This window comes from Nitrospira sp. Ecomares 2.1 (assembly GCF_965152585.1).
Map to the genome: position 1 here is coordinate 3027846 of NZ_OZ224219.1, position 17347 is coordinate 3045192.

At 50.9% G+C, this 17347-nt stretch carries 12 protein-coding genes; 3 read left to right on the forward strand and 9 right to left on the reverse strand.

Features of this window, described 5'->3' with window-relative positions; all coding sequences use genetic code 11:
• Nucleotides 1-37: 37 nt before the first annotated feature.
• From ACWHYD_RS13275 to ACWHYD_RS13295, 5 genes are all read right to left on the reverse strand, one after another.
• Entirely contained in the window at nucleotides 38-2170 is a 2133-nt protein-coding gene (locus ACWHYD_RS13275) for an ABC transporter substrate-binding protein (RefSeq protein WP_447962508.1), read from the reverse strand.
• Nucleotides 2171-2821: 651 nt separating this feature from the next.
• Nucleotides 2822-3130, reverse strand: coding sequence for a Rieske (2Fe-2S) protein (locus tag ACWHYD_RS13280; RefSeq protein ID WP_447962509.1), 309 nt, complete (start codon nucleotides 3128-3130; stop codon nucleotides 2822-2824).
• Between the two features lie 32 nt (nucleotides 3131-3162).
• Entirely contained in the window at nucleotides 3163-4059 is an 897-nt protein-coding gene (locus ACWHYD_RS13285) for an Mrp/NBP35 family ATP-binding protein (RefSeq protein WP_447962510.1), read from the reverse strand.
• A 198-nt stretch (nucleotides 4060-4257) separates the two neighbouring features.
• Nucleotides 4258-4461: a hypothetical protein gene (locus ACWHYD_RS13290; protein ID WP_342347423.1), complete on the reverse strand. Its 204-nt coding sequence runs from the start codon at nucleotides 4459-4461 to the stop codon at nucleotides 4258-4260.
• Nucleotides 4462-4726: 265 nt separating this feature from the next.
• Nucleotides 4727-6106 (reverse strand): sigma-54 interaction domain-containing protein, encoded by a 1380-nt coding sequence (locus tag ACWHYD_RS13295; protein WP_447962511.1) that lies wholly within the window; start codon nucleotides 6104-6106, stop codon nucleotides 4727-4729.
• A 348-nt stretch (nucleotides 6107-6454) separates the two neighbouring features.
• On the opposite strand from ACWHYD_RS13295, the gene lgt reads away from it, so the two are divergent.
• Entirely contained in the window at nucleotides 6455-7270 is an 816-nt protein-coding gene (gene lgt, locus ACWHYD_RS13300) for a prolipoprotein diacylglyceryl transferase (RefSeq protein WP_447965876.1), read from the forward strand.
• A gap of 69 nt (nucleotides 7271-7339) precedes the next feature.
• Here the strand turns inward: lgt and ACWHYD_RS13305 are convergent, their stop codons facing one another.
• Both ACWHYD_RS13305 and ACWHYD_RS13310 read right to left on the reverse strand, forming a co-directional pair.
• Nucleotides 7340-7792, reverse strand: coding sequence for a tetratricopeptide repeat protein (locus tag ACWHYD_RS13305; protein ID WP_447962512.1), 453 nt, complete (start codon nucleotides 7790-7792; stop codon nucleotides 7340-7342).
• Nucleotides 7793-7803: 11 nt separating this feature from the next.
• The gene (locus ACWHYD_RS13310; RefSeq protein ID WP_447962513.1) at nucleotides 7804-11268 is read right to left on the reverse strand and encodes a UvrD-helicase domain-containing protein; all 3465 of its coding nucleotides are present in this window, start codon (nucleotides 11266-11268) and stop codon (nucleotides 7804-7806) included.
• Between the two features lie 1377 nt (nucleotides 11269-12645).
• Here ACWHYD_RS13310 and ACWHYD_RS13315 point away from each other — a divergent pair.
• Both ACWHYD_RS13315 and ACWHYD_RS13320 read left to right on the forward strand, forming a co-directional pair.
• Entirely contained in the window at nucleotides 12646-13158 is a 513-nt protein-coding gene (locus tag ACWHYD_RS13315; protein ID WP_447962514.1) for a hypothetical protein, read from the forward strand.
• Between the two features lie 114 nt (nucleotides 13159-13272).
• Nucleotides 13273-13695, forward strand: a complete 423-nt coding sequence (locus tag ACWHYD_RS13320) for a hypothetical protein (protein WP_447962515.1) — start codon at nucleotides 13273-13275, stop codon at nucleotides 13693-13695.
• A 108-nt stretch (nucleotides 13696-13803) separates the two neighbouring features.
• Here the strand turns inward: ACWHYD_RS13320 and ACWHYD_RS13325 are convergent, their stop codons facing one another.
• Both ACWHYD_RS13325 and ACWHYD_RS13330 read right to left on the reverse strand, forming a co-directional pair.
• Nucleotides 13804-17058 (reverse strand): PD-(D/E)XK nuclease family protein, encoded by a 3255-nt coding sequence (locus ACWHYD_RS13325; protein WP_447962516.1) that lies wholly within the window; start codon nucleotides 17056-17058, stop codon nucleotides 13804-13806.
• Nucleotides 17059-17112: 54 nt separating this feature from the next.
• On the reverse strand, nucleotides 17113-17289 hold the full coding sequence (locus ACWHYD_RS13330; protein ID WP_447962517.1) for a hypothetical protein: 177 nt from the start codon (nucleotides 17287-17289) through the stop codon (nucleotides 17113-17115).
• Between the last annotated feature and the right edge of the window lie 58 nt (nucleotides 17290-17347).

Below are 17347 nucleotides of genomic sequence, written 5' to 3' on the forward strand. Positions count from 1 at the left end.
GGTAGATCTGTTGTAACCTGAGAGCCTATCGTATGACTTAAAAGTCCGGCGTCAACTCCAATTTTCGCCATTTTTTGAAATAAAACGTGATGTCCCCGCTTTTGGTGGGATAAATTTTCTTGAACTGTTCTTTCCCATCCGGCCCTTCCTCGACCAGCACAATTTTCTTATCCAACACCCTGGTGCTTAAGGGCGCGTAGAGGAAGGTATAGGGCTGATCCTCATGAATCAACCGATGTAGCTCATGCGTCAATTCCTCTTGTCGATCTCTATTGTATTCCTGGCGGATTCGGACAATAAGTTCGTCAGCTCGTGGGTTCTTGTACCCTACAAAATTCAATTGTTGTGGCCCTGCCTGGCTGGAATGCCAAATCTGATAGAGATCGGGGTCAATGGTCATGCTCCAGCCTAGAACGACCGCATCAAAGTCTCCGGTATTCACAAAATCGTTCAAAAACACGGCCCATTCGAAGACCTGCGTGTTCACTTTGACGCCGATTTTTTTCCAGGCATTTTGCGCAATGGTCATCAAATTTTTTCTGATGGGATTTCCATTATTCGTAATCAATGTAAACTCAAAAATTTTTCCATCCTTTTCGAGCCAGCCATCCCGATTCATGATCCATCCGGCCTTTTCAAAAATCGCACGTGCTCCTTGTGGATCGTAAGGAAGCGGTTGAATGGACTGATCATACCATTCGGTATTTCGGGGATAGGGTCCGGTCGTCCGTTCACCTTCTCCATACACAAGATAGGTGATGATCTCATCAACATTAATCGCCATTCCCAAGGCTGTCCTGATCATCGGATCGGCAAATAAGGGTTTTCGGTTGTTGTAGCCGATATAGTTGTAGGCAAATCCCAGACTGCTAAACCATTGATAGGTTGAATCGTTTTTATAACGGTCGACCTGATGGGGCTGCGCGCCATAAAAATCTATCGCACCCGTCCGGAATTCCACTTCCTGGGTGAACAGTTCAGGAATAATGCGCATATAATAATCCTGATATTGTGCTGGTCCCTCCCAATAGTCCTCATACCGTCGAAGATGAATAAATTCATCTCCCTGCCATTCGACAAACTGAAAGCTTCCGCTGCCGATAGGTTGCCGATTAAACTGACTCTCTCGAATCCCGAAAGCCTTTTGCGCCTCCTCCGACAATCCTCGCTCCTGTTTCTCCCTGTTTAAGGCTTCAGCATTGAGAAGATGCTCGGGAAGAATCCCCATCATCCACGCATTGATGGCGGGGGAATAGAGGCGCTTGTAAATAATTCTGACCGTATAGGGATCCACGACTTCCACCGTTTTAATCGGCTCAAAGTCCGGAGTCCGGGGTGACAAATTTTTGGGATTCATGATGGCTTCATACGTAAACTTAACATCTCCCGCATCAAACACATGCCCATCATGGAATTTCACGTCCTGACGAAGATGAAACAGGATCGTGGGATTGTGTTCGCCTACGGGAAGAATATCCGGAAATTTGGCCCGCAGGGGTTCCTCCAACTCCTTTGGAACCAGCTCTTGAGGATGAACCAGTTCGTCATAAGGAAAGTGCTCAAAGTACCGCTCACCGAGAACCGGCTGTAAACGGGTGAATAAATCCTGGTCCACCTCCGAGAGCGTCAACGCCACTCGTTCCGGTACCTCAATGCTCACGGAAATGTCTTTGAGTTGGGGTTTGCCTTCCGCATCGGGCAGAAGGAGTGAAATAGATTCTGATCGTTGGGCCGAGGGTAATAATTCAATGGATTGCACCCTATCCTGTAGCCCCTCAATGGTTCCATTCTTCCAAGCCTGATGAATCTTCTGAAAGAGCCCGTCCCCTGTCACTTCCGTCCCATCCGGAAAACGGTGATGCGGGTTGACCAGGACATAGGCTCGCTCCGTAATCTGCCAATCGGTGGCTAATCGGCTCCGAAGCTTCAAGTCTTCATCTAAATCCAGCAGCCCTTCAAACACGTGGCTCACAATATTGGAACTGGCTGAATCGGCATTCAAGATAGGATTGAGAATTTTGGCATCCCCGATGGACGCTTCAATGTAGGTCACGAGTCGATCGGGATTGCCGGCCGCCTGGTTTTCGTAGGTAGGAACCCAAAAATAGGATTGAACCAGAAAAATGACCAGGGTCAGCGGGATGAACAGCAAAAGACGTTTGACAAGCATAGAGGTCTGAATGAACCCAATCCAGTATAATGCCTCAATGTTATCAAGAACCCAAAAGGGATGCTATGCCTGATTGATCGTAATCCAAAAATCATGACGCCGGAGGTGAAATATGCGCTCTAACATTTAGAAACATTCCGACATTCCTATGGATAAATATTCAAGTTGATCGTTCCTGGGTCCCCCTCCTTTGTGAGGTTTTGTTCCGAAGAGGATCAAAGACGGAGGGGAGGTAGCCTTTGCGGAGCCTTCATTGGTTTTATCCAGCGGTGTTCGCCCGATAACCCACGGACTCTACCTCCCCGACCTCTTCTTACAAAGGAGAGGAATTTCAAGCCAATGGCAATCGAAAGAAGAGCACGAAAATGGGCGTGACCCACGGAAAATCCTAATAAACCCAAATTTAATACGGGGAAGGGGAAGAAGTGCGAGGCTATGCCCAAAACCGGACATACGCTTTAGCTGTCCGATTGGCTCTAACTTAGACCGGAAGGCCTGAGAAAAGATTCTAATGACTCATGATGGAAAGGCGATACATGACGGAGATGTGGTCGCGTGAGGCCATACTACGACCCGCACGTCTCCCGCTACTTGAGATGTGGGATAGCAGCTCATAGCCACGGTGCTACTATAAGATGCCTTTTTCTACGCCTAGGACAGATCTACTTTGACTTCTCCATTTTCGACGACGGTCGGGTAGGTTCTCACATGACTGGAGGGATTATTAACACAATGGCCGGTTTTCACATTGTACTCCCACCCATGCCAGGGACAGGTCACCGTCTCCCCTTCGACATCGCCCTCGCCTAAAGGACCGCCTCTATGCAGACAAGTGTTATCGATGACATGAAAGGCTCCATCCACTTTAAAGACGGCCAAACATTTTTCACCGGCCTCCACCACCATACCTTTTCCCTCTTCAACTTCCTCTATTTTCGCGATACGCACTAACTCCGACATAGGTCCTCCTCAATGCCAAAGAGCCTGTCCACTTAAGATTTCTTCAAGGGATCTGTAATTTTTTTGAGTAAACTGGATAAGGAGGGCGCAGCATCGCCGTTTCCTTTTTCCGCATTGTCGATATTGGCTGTAAGGGATTTTGCAATCTGAAGAAACGCCTGAGCTTGAGGGGACGAGGGATCATTGCTCACAATCGGGGTGCCTTTGTCTCCTCCCTCCCGAATGGCCGGATCAATCGGAATACGTCCCAAAAATGGAATCTCAAATTTTTGAGCAGCGCGCTCGCCTCCTCCTGTCGAAAAAATTTCTGTCCGTTCGTGACAATGCCCACACACAAAATAACTCATATTTTCAATCACGCCGAGCAACGGGACGTTAACTTTTTTGAACATCGTCATGCCTTTTCTCACATCCTGAAGAGCCACTTCCTGTGGAGTGGTCACAGTAATGGCTCCGGTCAACGGGACTAATTGGGATAACGTTAACGGCACATCTCCCGTACCAGGGGGCAAATCGATCAGTAAATAATCAAGTTCCCCCCATACCACATCACGGAAAAATTGCTGGATTGCCGAATGGACCATGGGTCCCCGCCACACCACAGGCGTGTCTTCCGGAACAAAAAATCCCATGGAAATGACTTTGACTCCCTGCCCCTCGGCAGGCAGAATTTTCTCCCCCTCTTTCCCCGGCTCTTTCGTCACACCGATCATCATAGGGATATTCGGTCCATAAATATCCGCATCCATTAACCCTACCGCGTAGCCCTGCTGCTTCAGCGCGACCGCCAAATTCACCGTGACCGTGGATTTGCCCACGCCGCCCTTGCCACTGCTCACCGCGATGATGTGTTTCACGCCCGGCAATGGATTTCCTTCAGGTTGATTGGGTGGGGTCGCGGGACCAGCCGGGTTTTGTTCAGCAGCCATTCGACATTCTCCTTATTTCACAGACACTCATAAAATTTTCCCATGTGCGAGGCTTTTTTCGATCTTTTGGCTCTCTCACCATTAGAACATGAATCAAAGAGAACCCGAAACCCTCAAGGAAGAGAGTTTCGGGCCTTTCTCAACAGACACACAATGACAATAGGGGGGTACGAACAGAAATACGAAGGGCAGAAACACCTACCCTAGCTGCGTGGCAAACTTTTTACGCGATCGCCCGATGAGGGGTTCATGATGATGCCGACGATTTTCAGAAATCACGGGATCCAAGATTTCACCACAGGTAATACACCGCCAACCCGAAAAATACATGGCGCCGGATTCATCAGCCACATCACCAAACTTATCTTGAATCATTATTCCCTGACAACGTGGACAATCCATATGAAGCACTCCTTCTCACTGAAAAAAGAATAATAATATCAATGCGTATCTGAGTTAATTAGAAAAGCAATCCATATGCCGTAATATATTCCCCACAAGCACTTAATTAATAAAGACTTTCTATATTTCCCGCTTTCCTCAATGTTTCAAAATGAAACCAATAAAACTAATTTGTGCGAATCATAAATGTATAAGACATTGAAAATATAACACTTAAATACGAATGGCACAACTAGGTAACAACCAAGTCCAAAATGAAACACTCCTAAATGACCTGAGTTATTCCAAATTGTTTGACCTTCCGCCACAAGGTCGATCGACCAATGCCTAACTGCTGAGAAGCTTCTTTCAACCGCCAACCTGACTTTTCCAACGCCCGGCAAATGGCTTGTCGCTCCAAGGCTTCCAGTGTTTCGGAATCGGTCCATTCCCGATGTTCCCAACAATACCGATGGAGGTCGGCTGGAAGATGCTCAAATTGAATCGTATCCTCTTCACAGCACACAAAGGCATGCTCAATCATATTTTGAAGTTCCCTGATATTGCCGGGAAAGGGGTACTGACTGAGAGCCGTTAAGCATTGCGGAGACAAACTGATGACATGCTTGCCCATTTCACGGTTAAATTTTTCGAGAAGGTGATTCACGAGTAAGGGAATATCTCCCGTTCGCTCGCGCAGTGGAGGCAGCTCCATGGGAATCACCCGTATACGAAAATACAAATCTTCCCGAAATCGTCCTTGCTGAACAGCTTCTTCCAGATTCCGATTCGTGGCCGCCACCACCCTCACATCCACTGTGACCGTGTCATTGGATCCAACCCGTTCAAACTGTCCCCGTTCAAGAACGCCCAACAACTTCACTTGGGTGGCAACACTCATCTCCCCGATTTCATCAAGGAAGATCGTCCCGCCATTGGCAATTTCAAAACGGCCCGGCTTATCAAAATAGGCATTGGTAAACGCCCCTTTGACATGACCGAATATTTCACTCTCCAGAATTCCCTCAGATAGACTTGAGCAATTCACCACCACGAAGGGGGCATGCTTTCTCGGGCTATGGGCATGTAATGCACAAGCAATTAACTCCTTGCCCGTTCCGCTTTCTCCAGTGATGAGGACGGAGGATTTCGAAGCGGCAATGATGGGCAATTTCGCCATAATGTCCTGCATTCGAGGACACCTACCAACCATATTATCCAGCTTGGTCTGCTCTCCCAGCCGATGCTTGAGCTGCGAGACCTCTTCTACCTTGGCGCTTAACTCACGAAACAGCGAGATATCTCTGATGACTTCGATTAACCCGATCAGCTTTCCTTCCTTGTCCAATAAAAAGTCGGTATTGATACTCACCGGAATATGTACGCCATCACGACGACGAACCACTGCTTCAAAATTCGACACCCGCTCTCCCTGAAGCGCCCGCTCTAGGACACATTCCTTGGTCGAGCAAATATTGCTTTGGATCAGCACATCACAGGCTAAGAGTGTCCCCGCTGCATCAACTTTGTACCCCAGCATTTTCTGCATCGCCCGGTTCAAAAAGGTCACCCGTTTCTGCAGGTCAATCGTTATCACCCCGTCACTTATGCAATCCAGAATGATTTCTGCACCATTTGAACGGGACGATGATCCAATTTCATCCATGACGTCTATGCCTCTCGTCAAGATAAAGACTTCCGGTTACAACCAACATGCTTTTCTTTCATCTGCATTTTATGGTAGGTAGACGTGGTGAGGTCTTCAGAACAATTGACCAGACCCTTCTCCTGTTTTTCTGTTAGTGTAAGGCAACCCTAATCTGCTCCACAAACCCTTGCCGATAGTTATCTTGCCAATTTCCAAGAAGAACGATGTTCTACCAACCGGCTCGCTCCGAGCGAAGAATGCCGTACGCCATTTTCCCATTTGGCTACCAATTTCGGATTCTTCTTTATTTAGAGCATGCGCTTGTTCCGAGCACATCGGTCCTGGGGGAAGGCACGTTAACGCATGATGGCCTTCGACCCTGTCATGCTTTTGGCTGACCTTGCTCGACTCCCATACCCGGACATTGATCCGGTCTTTTTTCGAATGGGACCCCTGGCACTTCGATGGTATGGCCTCATGTACCTCCTGGGGTTGGCAGGGGCCTATTGGCTCATCAAGTCCAGAGCTGCCACAAGGAATGTCTCTCTCCCACCCCAACAATTATCCGATCTAATTGTCTATGCCGCCTTTGGTGTTTTTCTCGGTGGGCGCTTGGGATATGTGCTCTTTTATAACTTTCCATTTTATCTTGACCATCCCCTCAAAGTTTTTGCGGTATGGGAAGGGGGAATGTCATTTCATGGCGGGCTGATCGGGACCTGTATCGCTATCTGGATCTTTTGCAAAACCCGTGGGTTTCCTGTTTGGCCCATCGCCGACCTGGCAGCAGGAGCGGCTCCAATCGGGTTGGGGTTTGGACGGATGGGGAATTTTATCAATGGAGAATTATTCGGGCGGTCGACCGACGTCGAATGGTGCATGGTATTTCCCCATGGCGGCCCGGAATGCCGACACCCATCGCAACTCTATGAGGCAGGCCTGGAAGGCGTTACACTCTTTGTCATATTAACGATCCTCAATCGCTGGCCAACCCCACCGGGAACCATGTTTTGGACCTTCATCTGCGGATATGGAGTTGCCCGATTTTTTGTGGAATTTTTCCGTGAGCCAGATAGTCATTTAGGATTCATTTTCCAATGGGTCACCATGGGGCAGATACTCTGTATCCCGATGGTTGCGGTCGGCGTGTTCATGATTGTCCGAGGCTACAAACGGGCATAACCCTCCTTCCCATTTCCTCTCTCCCTTCACGCGTTCTTTTCAGATTCCGAGAAAACCCCCATAAGGAGGTTAAAACCCACCACCGCCGCCTCCTCCGGGACTTGCACCTCCACCGAACCCTGGCATCACCGGGGCCGAGGTGGCTTGCGCAGGGGCATCGGGAACATTGCCATACCGCCGAAGGGGCGGAGAATTCCAAATCACCTTATTGCCGGGAGCAAGGTTGGCAGCCTCAATGAAATGCTTTTTTGCTCCCGCTTGATCGCCCATTTTGTCCATGGACAAACCTAGATTATAGTGCGCCTCGGCCAGATCGGCCTGTTGCTGAACGGCCAACTGAAATTGTTGTCGTGCCGATTCCCACTGGCCTTCCTCAAAAAAACGCTTGCCTTCGGTCATGTACTGCAACACTTGGGCATCCACATTCGGGGGAGGGGCCAAGGCTGTCAACGGCACTGGTTTGTCAGACGCGCACCCTCCTGCCGCCATCATGATGAAACAGACCCCAATGTACATCTTCATCCTCCAATTCCTCATCGCTCCCTCCTTATCACCTGTTGTTTATTTTGGTACATATTTTCATCGACTCCCAGATCTACGGTGACCACTTCACCGAGACGAATAAAAAAGAGTTTACACCCTTTGACCACAGGACCCAAGCATTGGCTTGCCGCCCGGGCATAGGCATAGGCTTGTTCCCGGTAGGTCTCCGCTCGCTGCGCCACAGTGCGGGAGGATACGTGATCCGTTTTATAATCGCCAACCCACACGTCTCCATTGATTTCATAGATTACATCCATCACGCCCTCCATCACGCAGGTCCGTGGCAGGGAAGGTTCCTGTTGCCCAACAGGCCATGGCACCGCAAAGGGAATCTCCCGACCCAGGATGTTCGACTGCTGCAACTCCAAATATACCGGTGAAGCGACCAATTGATCAAAAAGCGTTTCCAGTTCTCTGATCACCTCATCTTTGTCTTTCCCCAGCTCGCCCGAGAGCTGCCGCTCACAAAAAGCGACAAGAGCAGTCCGAATCATCCTCGGCTCAATTTGAAAATCCCATCGTTGAAGAAGCTGATGCATTAACGTTCCGAAACGCTGACTGGTCCCACGGGAAATTTCCCCTCTCTCTCCCTGGTCCTGAAGAGATCTCGCCTGATGCAGCATAGAGGGATTGACGTAGGCCTCCGCATGATTGGCCTGCTGCCACCTCATTTCACGGGCATCCCACTGTGCTGTCGAGAGTACCACCTCACTGCTACTTTCAGCATCAGAATGTGCCTGTGAAGGCTTCAAATATTGCAATACAGCGGGTGTCACGACGGTGTGTGGAATGGAAACCTCTCCCACACGCGCCACCCTCAGTTCTGTATCGCCAAACTCTCCTTCAGCAATCTCCTGAATAAGACCCAACAGGCTCTCCCCGCCCCGCTTCGCAAGTATGCCACCTGATAAGATTAATCGCTCTCGGGCTCTGGTCATTCCCACATACAGCACGCGCCGCTGTTCAGCGGCTTCTCGAATCCGTTGCTTTTCCCACAGCGGAATCTGGCCCCTATTCCACACAGGTGGCAACGTACAGCCATACAAGCCGCTAATCCAGTCATATGAAATATGTGCCCCACGATCAGGTCCCGTCGCCCTTTGATGTAATCCGGGCAATATCACCACAGGGAATTCGAGTCCTTTGGCCTTATGAATCGTTAAGACACGGACTGCGTCTAAGGTCTCTTCGGCCAAGGGGGCCTCAGGTTCCGGAGGATGGGTCATAAGGGCCTCAACCAGTCGTTCCACCCAGACAGAAAAAGATACATGAGGTAATGCCGCCTGTTCACTCATGAGGTCACGAAGTTTCCAGACATTTACCACCGCCTGCTCCCCATGACTCGAAGCCGCAGCTAATTCCACGAGAGGGAGTTGCAGAAACAGGTGATCAAGCAATTCCGGAATAGGGAGTCGATTTGCCTGGATATGAAGCCAGGCCAGCCGTTGGAAAAGGCCCTGAATGACTGACTGCTTTGAATTCCCCCATTCATTCATTTTATGAGCCTGCCGGACATCCAAGGGTCCAAGTTTCATCACATCCATAATCTCTTGATCCGTCAGCCCTCCTAACGAAGAACGAAGGATACCCACAAGGGCCAGGGCATCGGTGGGGTCATCCAGGACGCGAAGCACATTCACCACATCAATCACTTCCTGACGCTTGTAAAAATGCCGCTCACCATCGGTTATGCAAGGAATGTTGTGGCGCTGCAGCGCTTCAAGATACACTTGCGCATTGGTAAATTTCCTTAACAACACCGCGATATGCCCTGGGCGCAATGAGGTTCTCACTCCCTTTTCCATGATCCACTGTCTTCCCGGCACCAATTGCTCTTCAATCCATCCGGCCAGCCATTCGGCTTCCACCCTGGTGGCCCGATCTGCATCCCATTCGTCCTCCTCTTGAGGGTTAGCCATTACACAGATCTCCACTCCTATCGAGCCGGAACTGGCCTCTCGCATCCGTCCAACCGCCAGAGGGACATTGGGGGGTTGCACATTGGCTTGGGGAATGAACAACCGGTCAAACACCGCATTGACAGCTTCAAGAATGGACCCGTCACTACGAAAATTGGTTAGAAGCGTACAGACGATCCCTCCATCATCCGTCACTTTCTTCACGACCTGATCGAATGCCTCGATATCAGCTCGCCGAAAGGCATAGATCGATTGTTTGGGATCGCCCACAATAAACAGCTTTCCCGGCATAAGCTGGATATCCCGCCAAAACTGCCCACACGCATGGGGACGCTCACCTAAATAGAGCAAAATTTCATATTGAACCGGATCAGTATCCTGAAACTCATCGACCATAATGGCTGCATAGGTTCCCTTCAACTGTTCCCGGACCATGGGATGATCGCGCAGGAGATCCCTGACCCGGATCAAGAGCCCATCAAAACGAATCCAGCCCTTATCTGAAAAACCCTGCCGGACCCGTGCCGCAAACGGCCCAAGCAGATGAATGACTCTACTCAATAGGGCTTCATTGACTTGCAGCATCTGTTGCGCGCCTTGAATCGCTCGCCTGGCATCTTGAAAATCCGACGCATTCCACTCTCCCGGTGCCTTGCCAATTGGAGAACCAAGCAAAACTTTCTCCGCATCAGACAAGGGGAAGTCCGTTGGTGACCTCCCCTGCCCCACCCAATCCAACACGCGTTCAGCGAGAGAGAGGAGCTTCCCAATTTTTCGAGGTTTGGCTCGATCATATTGCGTGAGCAATGATCGGACCTGATGCTGTTTAGTCTCTAGCCACATCCGAAAGGCCGCAGGGGATCCTTCAGCATCCATTTGCCGTTCCAACTCAGGAATAGAGATCTGATCCTGACAGAGCGAAAAGGCAAAGGATCGAATCTCCTTAAGCCCCATGTGATTGAGCAAGTCCCGCCACTGGGCATGCGCGGAACCTTTGGCACCTAATTCCTGTTCCAACCAGGCATCCCACACATCTTGAAATATCTGAAGAAATTGAGTCCCGTCATCCTCTTGGAAATGAGGATCGACCCGGGCCTCTAAGGGATACAGGCGAAGGATATGAGCGGCAAAACTATGAAGTGTGGCGATTTGAGATTTTTCCAAATCACTCAAGGCGACTTGAATTTTTCCCCTCACATGTCCCGTGGATACATGATAGCGTTGTTTGAATTCCTCCAGGCCTGTACCACCTACCCCCTCACTTCCGGCTTCCGCCTCACAATCAGCCAGCAACCCATGCAACCGATCGCGGAGCCGCGCTTTCATTTCATTGGCGGCTTTATTCGTAAAGGTCAGAGCCAACATGTCGGTCAAGCGTAATGGGTGGGGCTCCCTCAGAAGCGCATGAATCAGGCGATTGACCAACAATGTTGTTTTACCTGTCCCGGCTCCGGCCAGCACGACCACATTGCGATCAAACGTCGTTTCCGCCGTGAGGCGCGCATCGGCATCAAATAAGGGAGAGGGATTAGTCATTGGAGGCCTTCTATTTGCGGATCCGTCGAAAGGTTCTTGCTAGCGGAAGCCCAAAGGCGCGTGACCAAAACGGATGAGGCTGGGAACGACAGGCCATGGAATCTTGACAGCTGCGACAATAGGTACCAGGTAAGAAGAAAAATTCCCGGCACGAATCCTTTGCACCCCACCCTGAAGGGTGCGCCTCAATTGTTCACCAGTCGCGGTTTCCCAATTGGCTCCTGGGAATGAGGCAGACGCCTCTTGCATGGGGGGCAGATAACAGAAGTCCGACGACTGGATAACAGAGGTGATTACCCCACATCCGCAGTGCCACGCTCAAGATTCAGTGAGGTCAAGAACGAATATAAGGGAGGCTGCAACTGGCGACCTTGGAGCGTTTTGGTTACCAAATCCCATTCATCTGCTCGAAAAGACCGACGCATTGAAACTTTATAATCGACGAGACGAACACGAGAATGATTCATCACTGGGTGGAGGGGGGATCGTACCATGCAGGATACCCTCTCGCAATAAAGGGATTGGCACGAAACACCCAGTGCCCTGAGGTGACGGTGTCTTCGCGATCGACCGCACCACCTGTCCGCATTGCGGCAGCCCCTTGACCATCCTCGCGGCCATTGACGACCCGCCATGATCGTCAACATTTTCGGCACCTCGGTTTGCCCACGCGTGCGCCTACGGCATCAGCCGGTCTTGACGAATTCTTCCTGACAGCCTCATCCCATCCTGGATTCCGGTTCAACGCCGAAGCCGACGTTCTGCCTTTGTCCAGTTCCCCAGCCCCCACGTCCCAAGTGCGCAACAGACTAGGCCTGATTCATAAAAAATGGGCCCTCCGGTTCTCTCGAATGGTCACCTCACGGCTTTCAGACAGCACAGCCTCGCGGATCGATTCCTCAACGAGGTTTTTGGTACATTCCGGTTCAGTCAAAAAGACCTTTCAAAGTTCCTATTCCTCGGCCCTATCCAATGCGGTTATTTCGGGACTTTATCATTCAGCGTCAGCTTCACCTGTTACCTTTGCGCCTCGCTTCCTTTCGTGCCTACACATCAAGCACCTCGTTACCCATATGCCTGCAAGGCTCGATACCAGGCTCGTGGCTAGCGATTACCTGGACGGGATTCACACCCGCTATGTCTTTGCAGCATTGCCAGGCCGCAACGGTTAATTTACCCCAAGAAATAAAAAACTAGGTGCGTAAAACCTGAGCCTCAATCCCTTTTTTTATTAACCTAACTGGTACATTATTGGCGCTCTCTTTGGCACATTTTTTCTGTCCTTGACATTATTCGCGGTTTATCGTAATTCCGATCACTCTAGCAAAAAAGGGAATTTAGTTTCCCTATCCACTTATCAGGCATGGAGGCCATGTTATGTCAAAGAGCGAAAGCGAACAGAATCTGCTCACAATGAAAGCCGCAGAGGCACGGGACACTGCCGCAAGATTAGCAAAGGTTACGAAGACTCACGCCGAATTGTTAGAAGCCCAAAAAAATGACGGCTCGCTCAATGATCCGTCACAATGGCCTAGTGTATGGGCAGGAGCGATTTCATCGGGGTTCGGGAAGTATGCCTTTACCACTGACTGGACTGGAGGTGCCCCACATCCTTGGTGGACGGCAGGAGCCCATCTTACAGGCGGGGACTGGACCGCATGGACGACAGGGACGTGGGCGGGCGCGGGGCAGTTCTATGAAGATCCCAGTAATTATTTCGGGAAGCAAGTATGGGCCAATTTAAAATGCGGAGGGTTCGGCGCGGGCGGAGTCAGTTTGGCCCTGTATAGTAGCCAAGGCGGACCAATAATCGGCCAATTTGGGGGGATTTACACGGGGATTGGAGGTTGCAATATTTCGTGTCCTTTGACGTACACCGCGGGGCCATAGGGCTTTGGTGAGAAACAGATTCAATTGGCGGACGCGGTTCACATCGACCCCATTCCGCATCCACCAAATCTCGGTAAGCAAACAGAACGGGATTGCCTGGTTGGAGTGGAAATAATGGGAAGGCTGATTCATGAAAAATTGGCCCCTTCGGCGTCTGCCGAAGGGGCAACTCACGGCTTTCAGCCCGCACAGTCCGGGGGATGGATTCCCAACCAAGTCTTGGCTACTTTCCGGTCCAGTGAAAAAGGCCTTTTAACATTCCTATTCCTACTCGCCGGATGGTTTTGGATTCTTTGGCTGAAGGACAGGACAAATATGAGCCTGTCGCGGCTCTCGTTTTTTGTCGAGTTTTTCTGTAAACCGGATAGTCATTTAGGGCTTATCTTCCAGTGGATCACCATGGGGCAGTTACTCTGTGTCCCGATGTTTGCAGTCGGCTTGTTCATGATTATCCGAGGCTATAAACGGGCACCCCCTCCCTCCCATATCCGCTCCCCTTTCAGGCTCTCTTTTCAGATTACGAGAACACCTCAATAACCAGGTTAAAATCCACCACCTCCGCCGCCGGAAATTGCGCCTCCACCAAATCCTGGCATTACCGGAGCCGAGGTGACTTGCGTATCGGCATCGGAAAGAAGTTCGAGTTTACCCATGGACGGCACGTTGCTTTCGTCCCTGTCGAAATTCTTTCGCCAGTGGAATACCGTAAGCCCTCACCCACGAAGGATGATGCTGGAACCGACAGGCAACAGACCATGAACAGTCACGACAGTATGAACCAGGTAAAATAAAGAACTGTCCGGCGCGTATGCTCTCGATCCACCGCCGGATTGTCCTCAATAATTGGTCACCAGTCGGTGTATCCCAGATTGAACCGGGAAACGAGGAGAAGGTCAGAGATTCAGAATGTAATGGACGGATAAATCTGAATTCGACAGAATGAACTGCGGAATGCGGCAACACGGTGTCTTTCGCATTCACTCCAGAATGGCCAGTTAAGCTCAAGGAAGACATCAACGAATATAAAGGAGGTTGTAACCGTCGACCCTGCAGCGCCTCGCCAACCAGATCGGGGCTGTCAGTCCGTGTCGTCAACCCACCCGAAAACTTATAATCCACAATACGAGTCCTGAAGCCATCTGCCTGCTGGTCCACGCGATCCACTCGTCCATGAATCTTCAGCAAGGACGAGTTTTCCGGAATCGCACTTGAAATCTCTCCCTCGGCGCCTACTTCAAAATCCATTGGAGCCAACGCCTGATCGGCATACTCCTGTTGATCATGTTCGATCATCGCAAACACCACTGGACCTAATAGCGTTTTCATTCTCTCCCACAGGACCATATACCCTTTTCCATAGTGCTTCGCATACTCATCGGATACCTGTTCAATGGTCGAGGCAATCAACGAAGAAAGATCGACAGGCTCTATGGGAGAGCCCGGCCACCCATGATCGATGAGATATTGATAAACATCTCGAAGTATGGCATGCCCTAACTCCCCCCAAACCCGTCCTGGGATGTCCCGCGAAAGCGGCTCTCGAACATTCCTGGTACGCAGAACATGCTCCATCCAATACCGGAAGGGACATTGGGCGTACCGTTCCAAGGCTGTCGGTGAAAGACCCCGAGACAAAAGATTCTGCCAATGATCCCCCTCGACAGCCATGATCCCATCAAATGAGCCTCCACCAGAAGAAGTCCTTTCAAGAGCGGACACGGCCTTGAGTCCTTGACGAAGCAGGTTCCACCAGAACGAGGGTACCAATGAATCTGTTTGAATCGCCCGACCCTGAAGCAGATGTCGCAGGCGGGATTCCTGTCCGGTCTCTTCACCTGGAGAAAAGTACGGAATCCTCCCGCGCTCGGCCATACGCAACGGCACGCTGATCTCCGACTCAGAACCGCCCGGTCCATCTCTCATCAATTCTGTTAAGAGAGAAGACGGCAACAGGGAACGCCCCTTGTGGTCAGCACGTTGATAGACGAGATACACCCGGTCACGAGCTGAATGTCGAAGCAACGCAAACAACAAAGCCTCTTCATCAAACCCATGCATTTTTTCATCAATTTTATAGCCTAGACTTTCCGCCAACACTCTTCGATCACGATCACGTAAAAATGCATCCTCCCGAACCACACGAGGAAAGACCTGATCATTCATTCCGAGAATAAACACGGTTCTAAAGGTATGCCCTCGTGCCGCCATGGCATCGAACACCTGCACCCCGAGAGGGCTTTGTCCCGGTAGAGGCCTTCTCGTTTCTTCCAGGGCTCTTCGGAACACTTCCACCCATGCCCCCCACGTGACTTGTGTGCCGACCCGATCCAGTTGTTTTAACTGCATCATGACCTGATCAAATCCTTGGGCAAGACTTGTCAGATGAGCCTGATCTCGCTCTTCCAATTGGGAAGACGTCTCTTCTTGAAGCAAGGAAAGATGCGTGTTCACGAGTGATTCAAACGCGAGAGTCAATTCGCCAATAGAGCCGGATTCTGGAAGAGCCTGGCAATCGGCGATCAGGCGGCCCACGACGTCAGCGCACTCTTGTAATGCGGCAACTCCCTCCTCCAGCGGAACTCCGATCCTACGCTGCCAGTCCCCAATCGCTTCCGGATCATTCGCGACGACCGCAAGACGTCCCCAATCTTCCAGGCCTCGCACAAGGCGCCAATGGCGAATGGCCTGGCTCCAGATTTGTTTTTGTTCATGAGGGAAACGGCCGTTGACCGACAGTCGGCGATAATATGGAGATGCCACGACATCCAGCAGAGCCTGCCACGGATACTGATCCTCCCTCAGACCGGCAAGCTGCCACCACACCTTGGCAACCGGTTCTTCCAACAGGGGTAGGGTCGCTGTGGTGCAAAATGGGATTCGATGCTCCTCAAACACTCGACGCAGGAACGGCCCATACGGATCGAGAGTTCTGGCCACCACCCCAATCTCATGAAACGTATGCCCTGTCGTTTCCACCGCATGCAGAATGGCTTTGCAGGTAAAAACCAGTTCCCCTTGTCCCCCAATCACATTCACCACCTGGATTGACGGAGAAGATACGGCCTGATTCACGGAACCGAATGGTTCGTGGCTCACCTGAAGAGGATAGTGCACCACTCCAGCTTTTAGCAGATGTCGATCGACGAATCGTTGAGCAAACTGATAGGCAGGATGATCAGTCAGGGGAAAGAATACCTTTACGGAACCGGTGGTACGAGCCACTTCTTCCAAGAACGAAAGTTGCACTTGGGTGATGTCGTAAAAACCGTAGTAGATGACCGTCGAAAGTCTGGCGAGAAACGGTGAGTTTGCCACCCAGGGGATCACTGAATTAGCCAGATCTTCCGGCAATCCCACCCCTAACTGCCGGCTCAAAAGCCCGAGAGCCTCTTGAATTCCCAGTAATCCCCGTAAGCGATTGACCGCGACCTCATCGAACAGTCCTTCCTCCACGGCTCGGAGGGCCACACTTGGTTCCACTTGCGCTTCCAGTAAATCCCGCAGGCTTCGCCATACGGCCTGCCTGAGTCCCGAAGGGGCTTCGAGATCCGCAAAGGGTCCGACAGTGTGGCCGCCCTTTCCCAAAAGCTCCGCTAGAAGATATTCATAGAAAAAATCGCCGACGAGTTCAAACGAGGAACCCCCTGCCTCCGGCGAACTCAATGCCGCTCGCTCCGCGTGAAGGTGGAGGGCGAACTGATGGAATGTCAGAACATGCAGATCAAAAAGCGCGCAAGAATGCTCCGCACATAATAGCCACTTGAGCCTGCTTCGTATGGATTCGGAAGGCACAAGAATGGCTATCGGCGCACGGGAATCGGCAGACTTGATCTGCTGGACCGTTTCGACAAGAGCTGATTCGAGGTGAGGAGAGAATGGGCCGCTGACGAGGGTAAACATCCGGACTATTACGTTCGATCGGATGGAAAGCTATGACACCGATCCTGCAGCTTGTTAGCCGGTTTCCGGTCCTATCAGTTCGCCATTACAATCAGGGCAACTCCAATCCCCGTCAATCAGGGACATGGGATCACCACAGAAAGAACATTCCGGAGGAGGACCGGAAGAAACCACAGGGAAAACGGGCAATTCAATATCTAATTCTGGTTCATCTTCATCTTGATCGTGCATGAGATACCTCCCTTATTCCCCATACGTATCGGGCAGGGGGAACGTATCGTAAGAATGA

What these genes read in the sequence shown, in the direction of transcription:
- ACWHYD_RS13295 (WP_447962511.1), bottom strand. Translation starts at nt 6,106, where the DNA reads ATGGATGAAATTGGATCATCGTCCCGTTCAAATGGTGCAGAAATCATT.
- ACWHYD_RS13310 (WP_447962513.1), bottom strand. Translation starts at nt 11,268, where the DNA reads ATGACTAATCCCTCTCCCTTATTTGATGCCGATGCGCGCCTCACGGCG.
- ACWHYD_RS13285 (WP_447962510.1), bottom strand. Translation starts at nt 4,059, where the DNA reads ATGGCTGCTGAACAAAACCCGGCTGGTCCCGCGACCCCACCCAATCAA.
- ACWHYD_RS13275 (WP_447962508.1), bottom strand. Translation starts at nt 2,170, where the DNA reads ATGCTTGTCAAACGTCTTTTGCTGTTCATCCCGCTGACCCTGGTCATT.
- ACWHYD_RS13305 (WP_447962512.1), bottom strand. Translation starts at nt 7,792, where the DNA reads ATGAAGATGTACATTGGGGTCTGTTTCATCATGATGGCGGCAGGAGGG.
- ACWHYD_RS13320 (WP_447962515.1), top strand. Translation starts at nt 13,273, where the DNA reads ATGGGAAGGCTGATTCATGAAAAATTGGCCCCTTCGGCGTCTGCCGAA.
- ACWHYD_RS13315 (WP_447962514.1), top strand. Translation starts at nt 12,646, where the DNA reads ATGTCAAAGAGCGAAAGCGAACAGAATCTGCTCACAATGAAAGCCGCA.
- ACWHYD_RS13290 (WP_342347423.1), bottom strand. Translation starts at nt 4,461, where the DNA reads ATGGATTGTCCACGTTGTCAGGGAATAATGATTCAAGATAAGTTTGGT.
- ACWHYD_RS13280 (WP_447962509.1), bottom strand. Translation starts at nt 3,130, where the DNA reads ATGTCGGAGTTAGTGCGTATCGCGAAAATAGAGGAAGTTGAAGAGGGA.
- ACWHYD_RS13330 (WP_447962517.1), bottom strand. Translation starts at nt 17,289, where the DNA reads ATGCACGATCAAGATGAAGATGAACCAGAATTAGATATTGAATTGCCC.
- ACWHYD_RS13325 (WP_447962516.1), bottom strand. Translation starts at nt 17,058, where the DNA reads ATGTTTACCCTCGTCAGCGGCCCATTCTCTCCTCACCTCGAATCAGCT.
- lgt (WP_447965876.1), top strand. Translation starts at nt 6,455, where the DNA reads ATGGCCTTCGACCCTGTCATGCTTTTGGCTGACCTTGCTCGACTCCCA.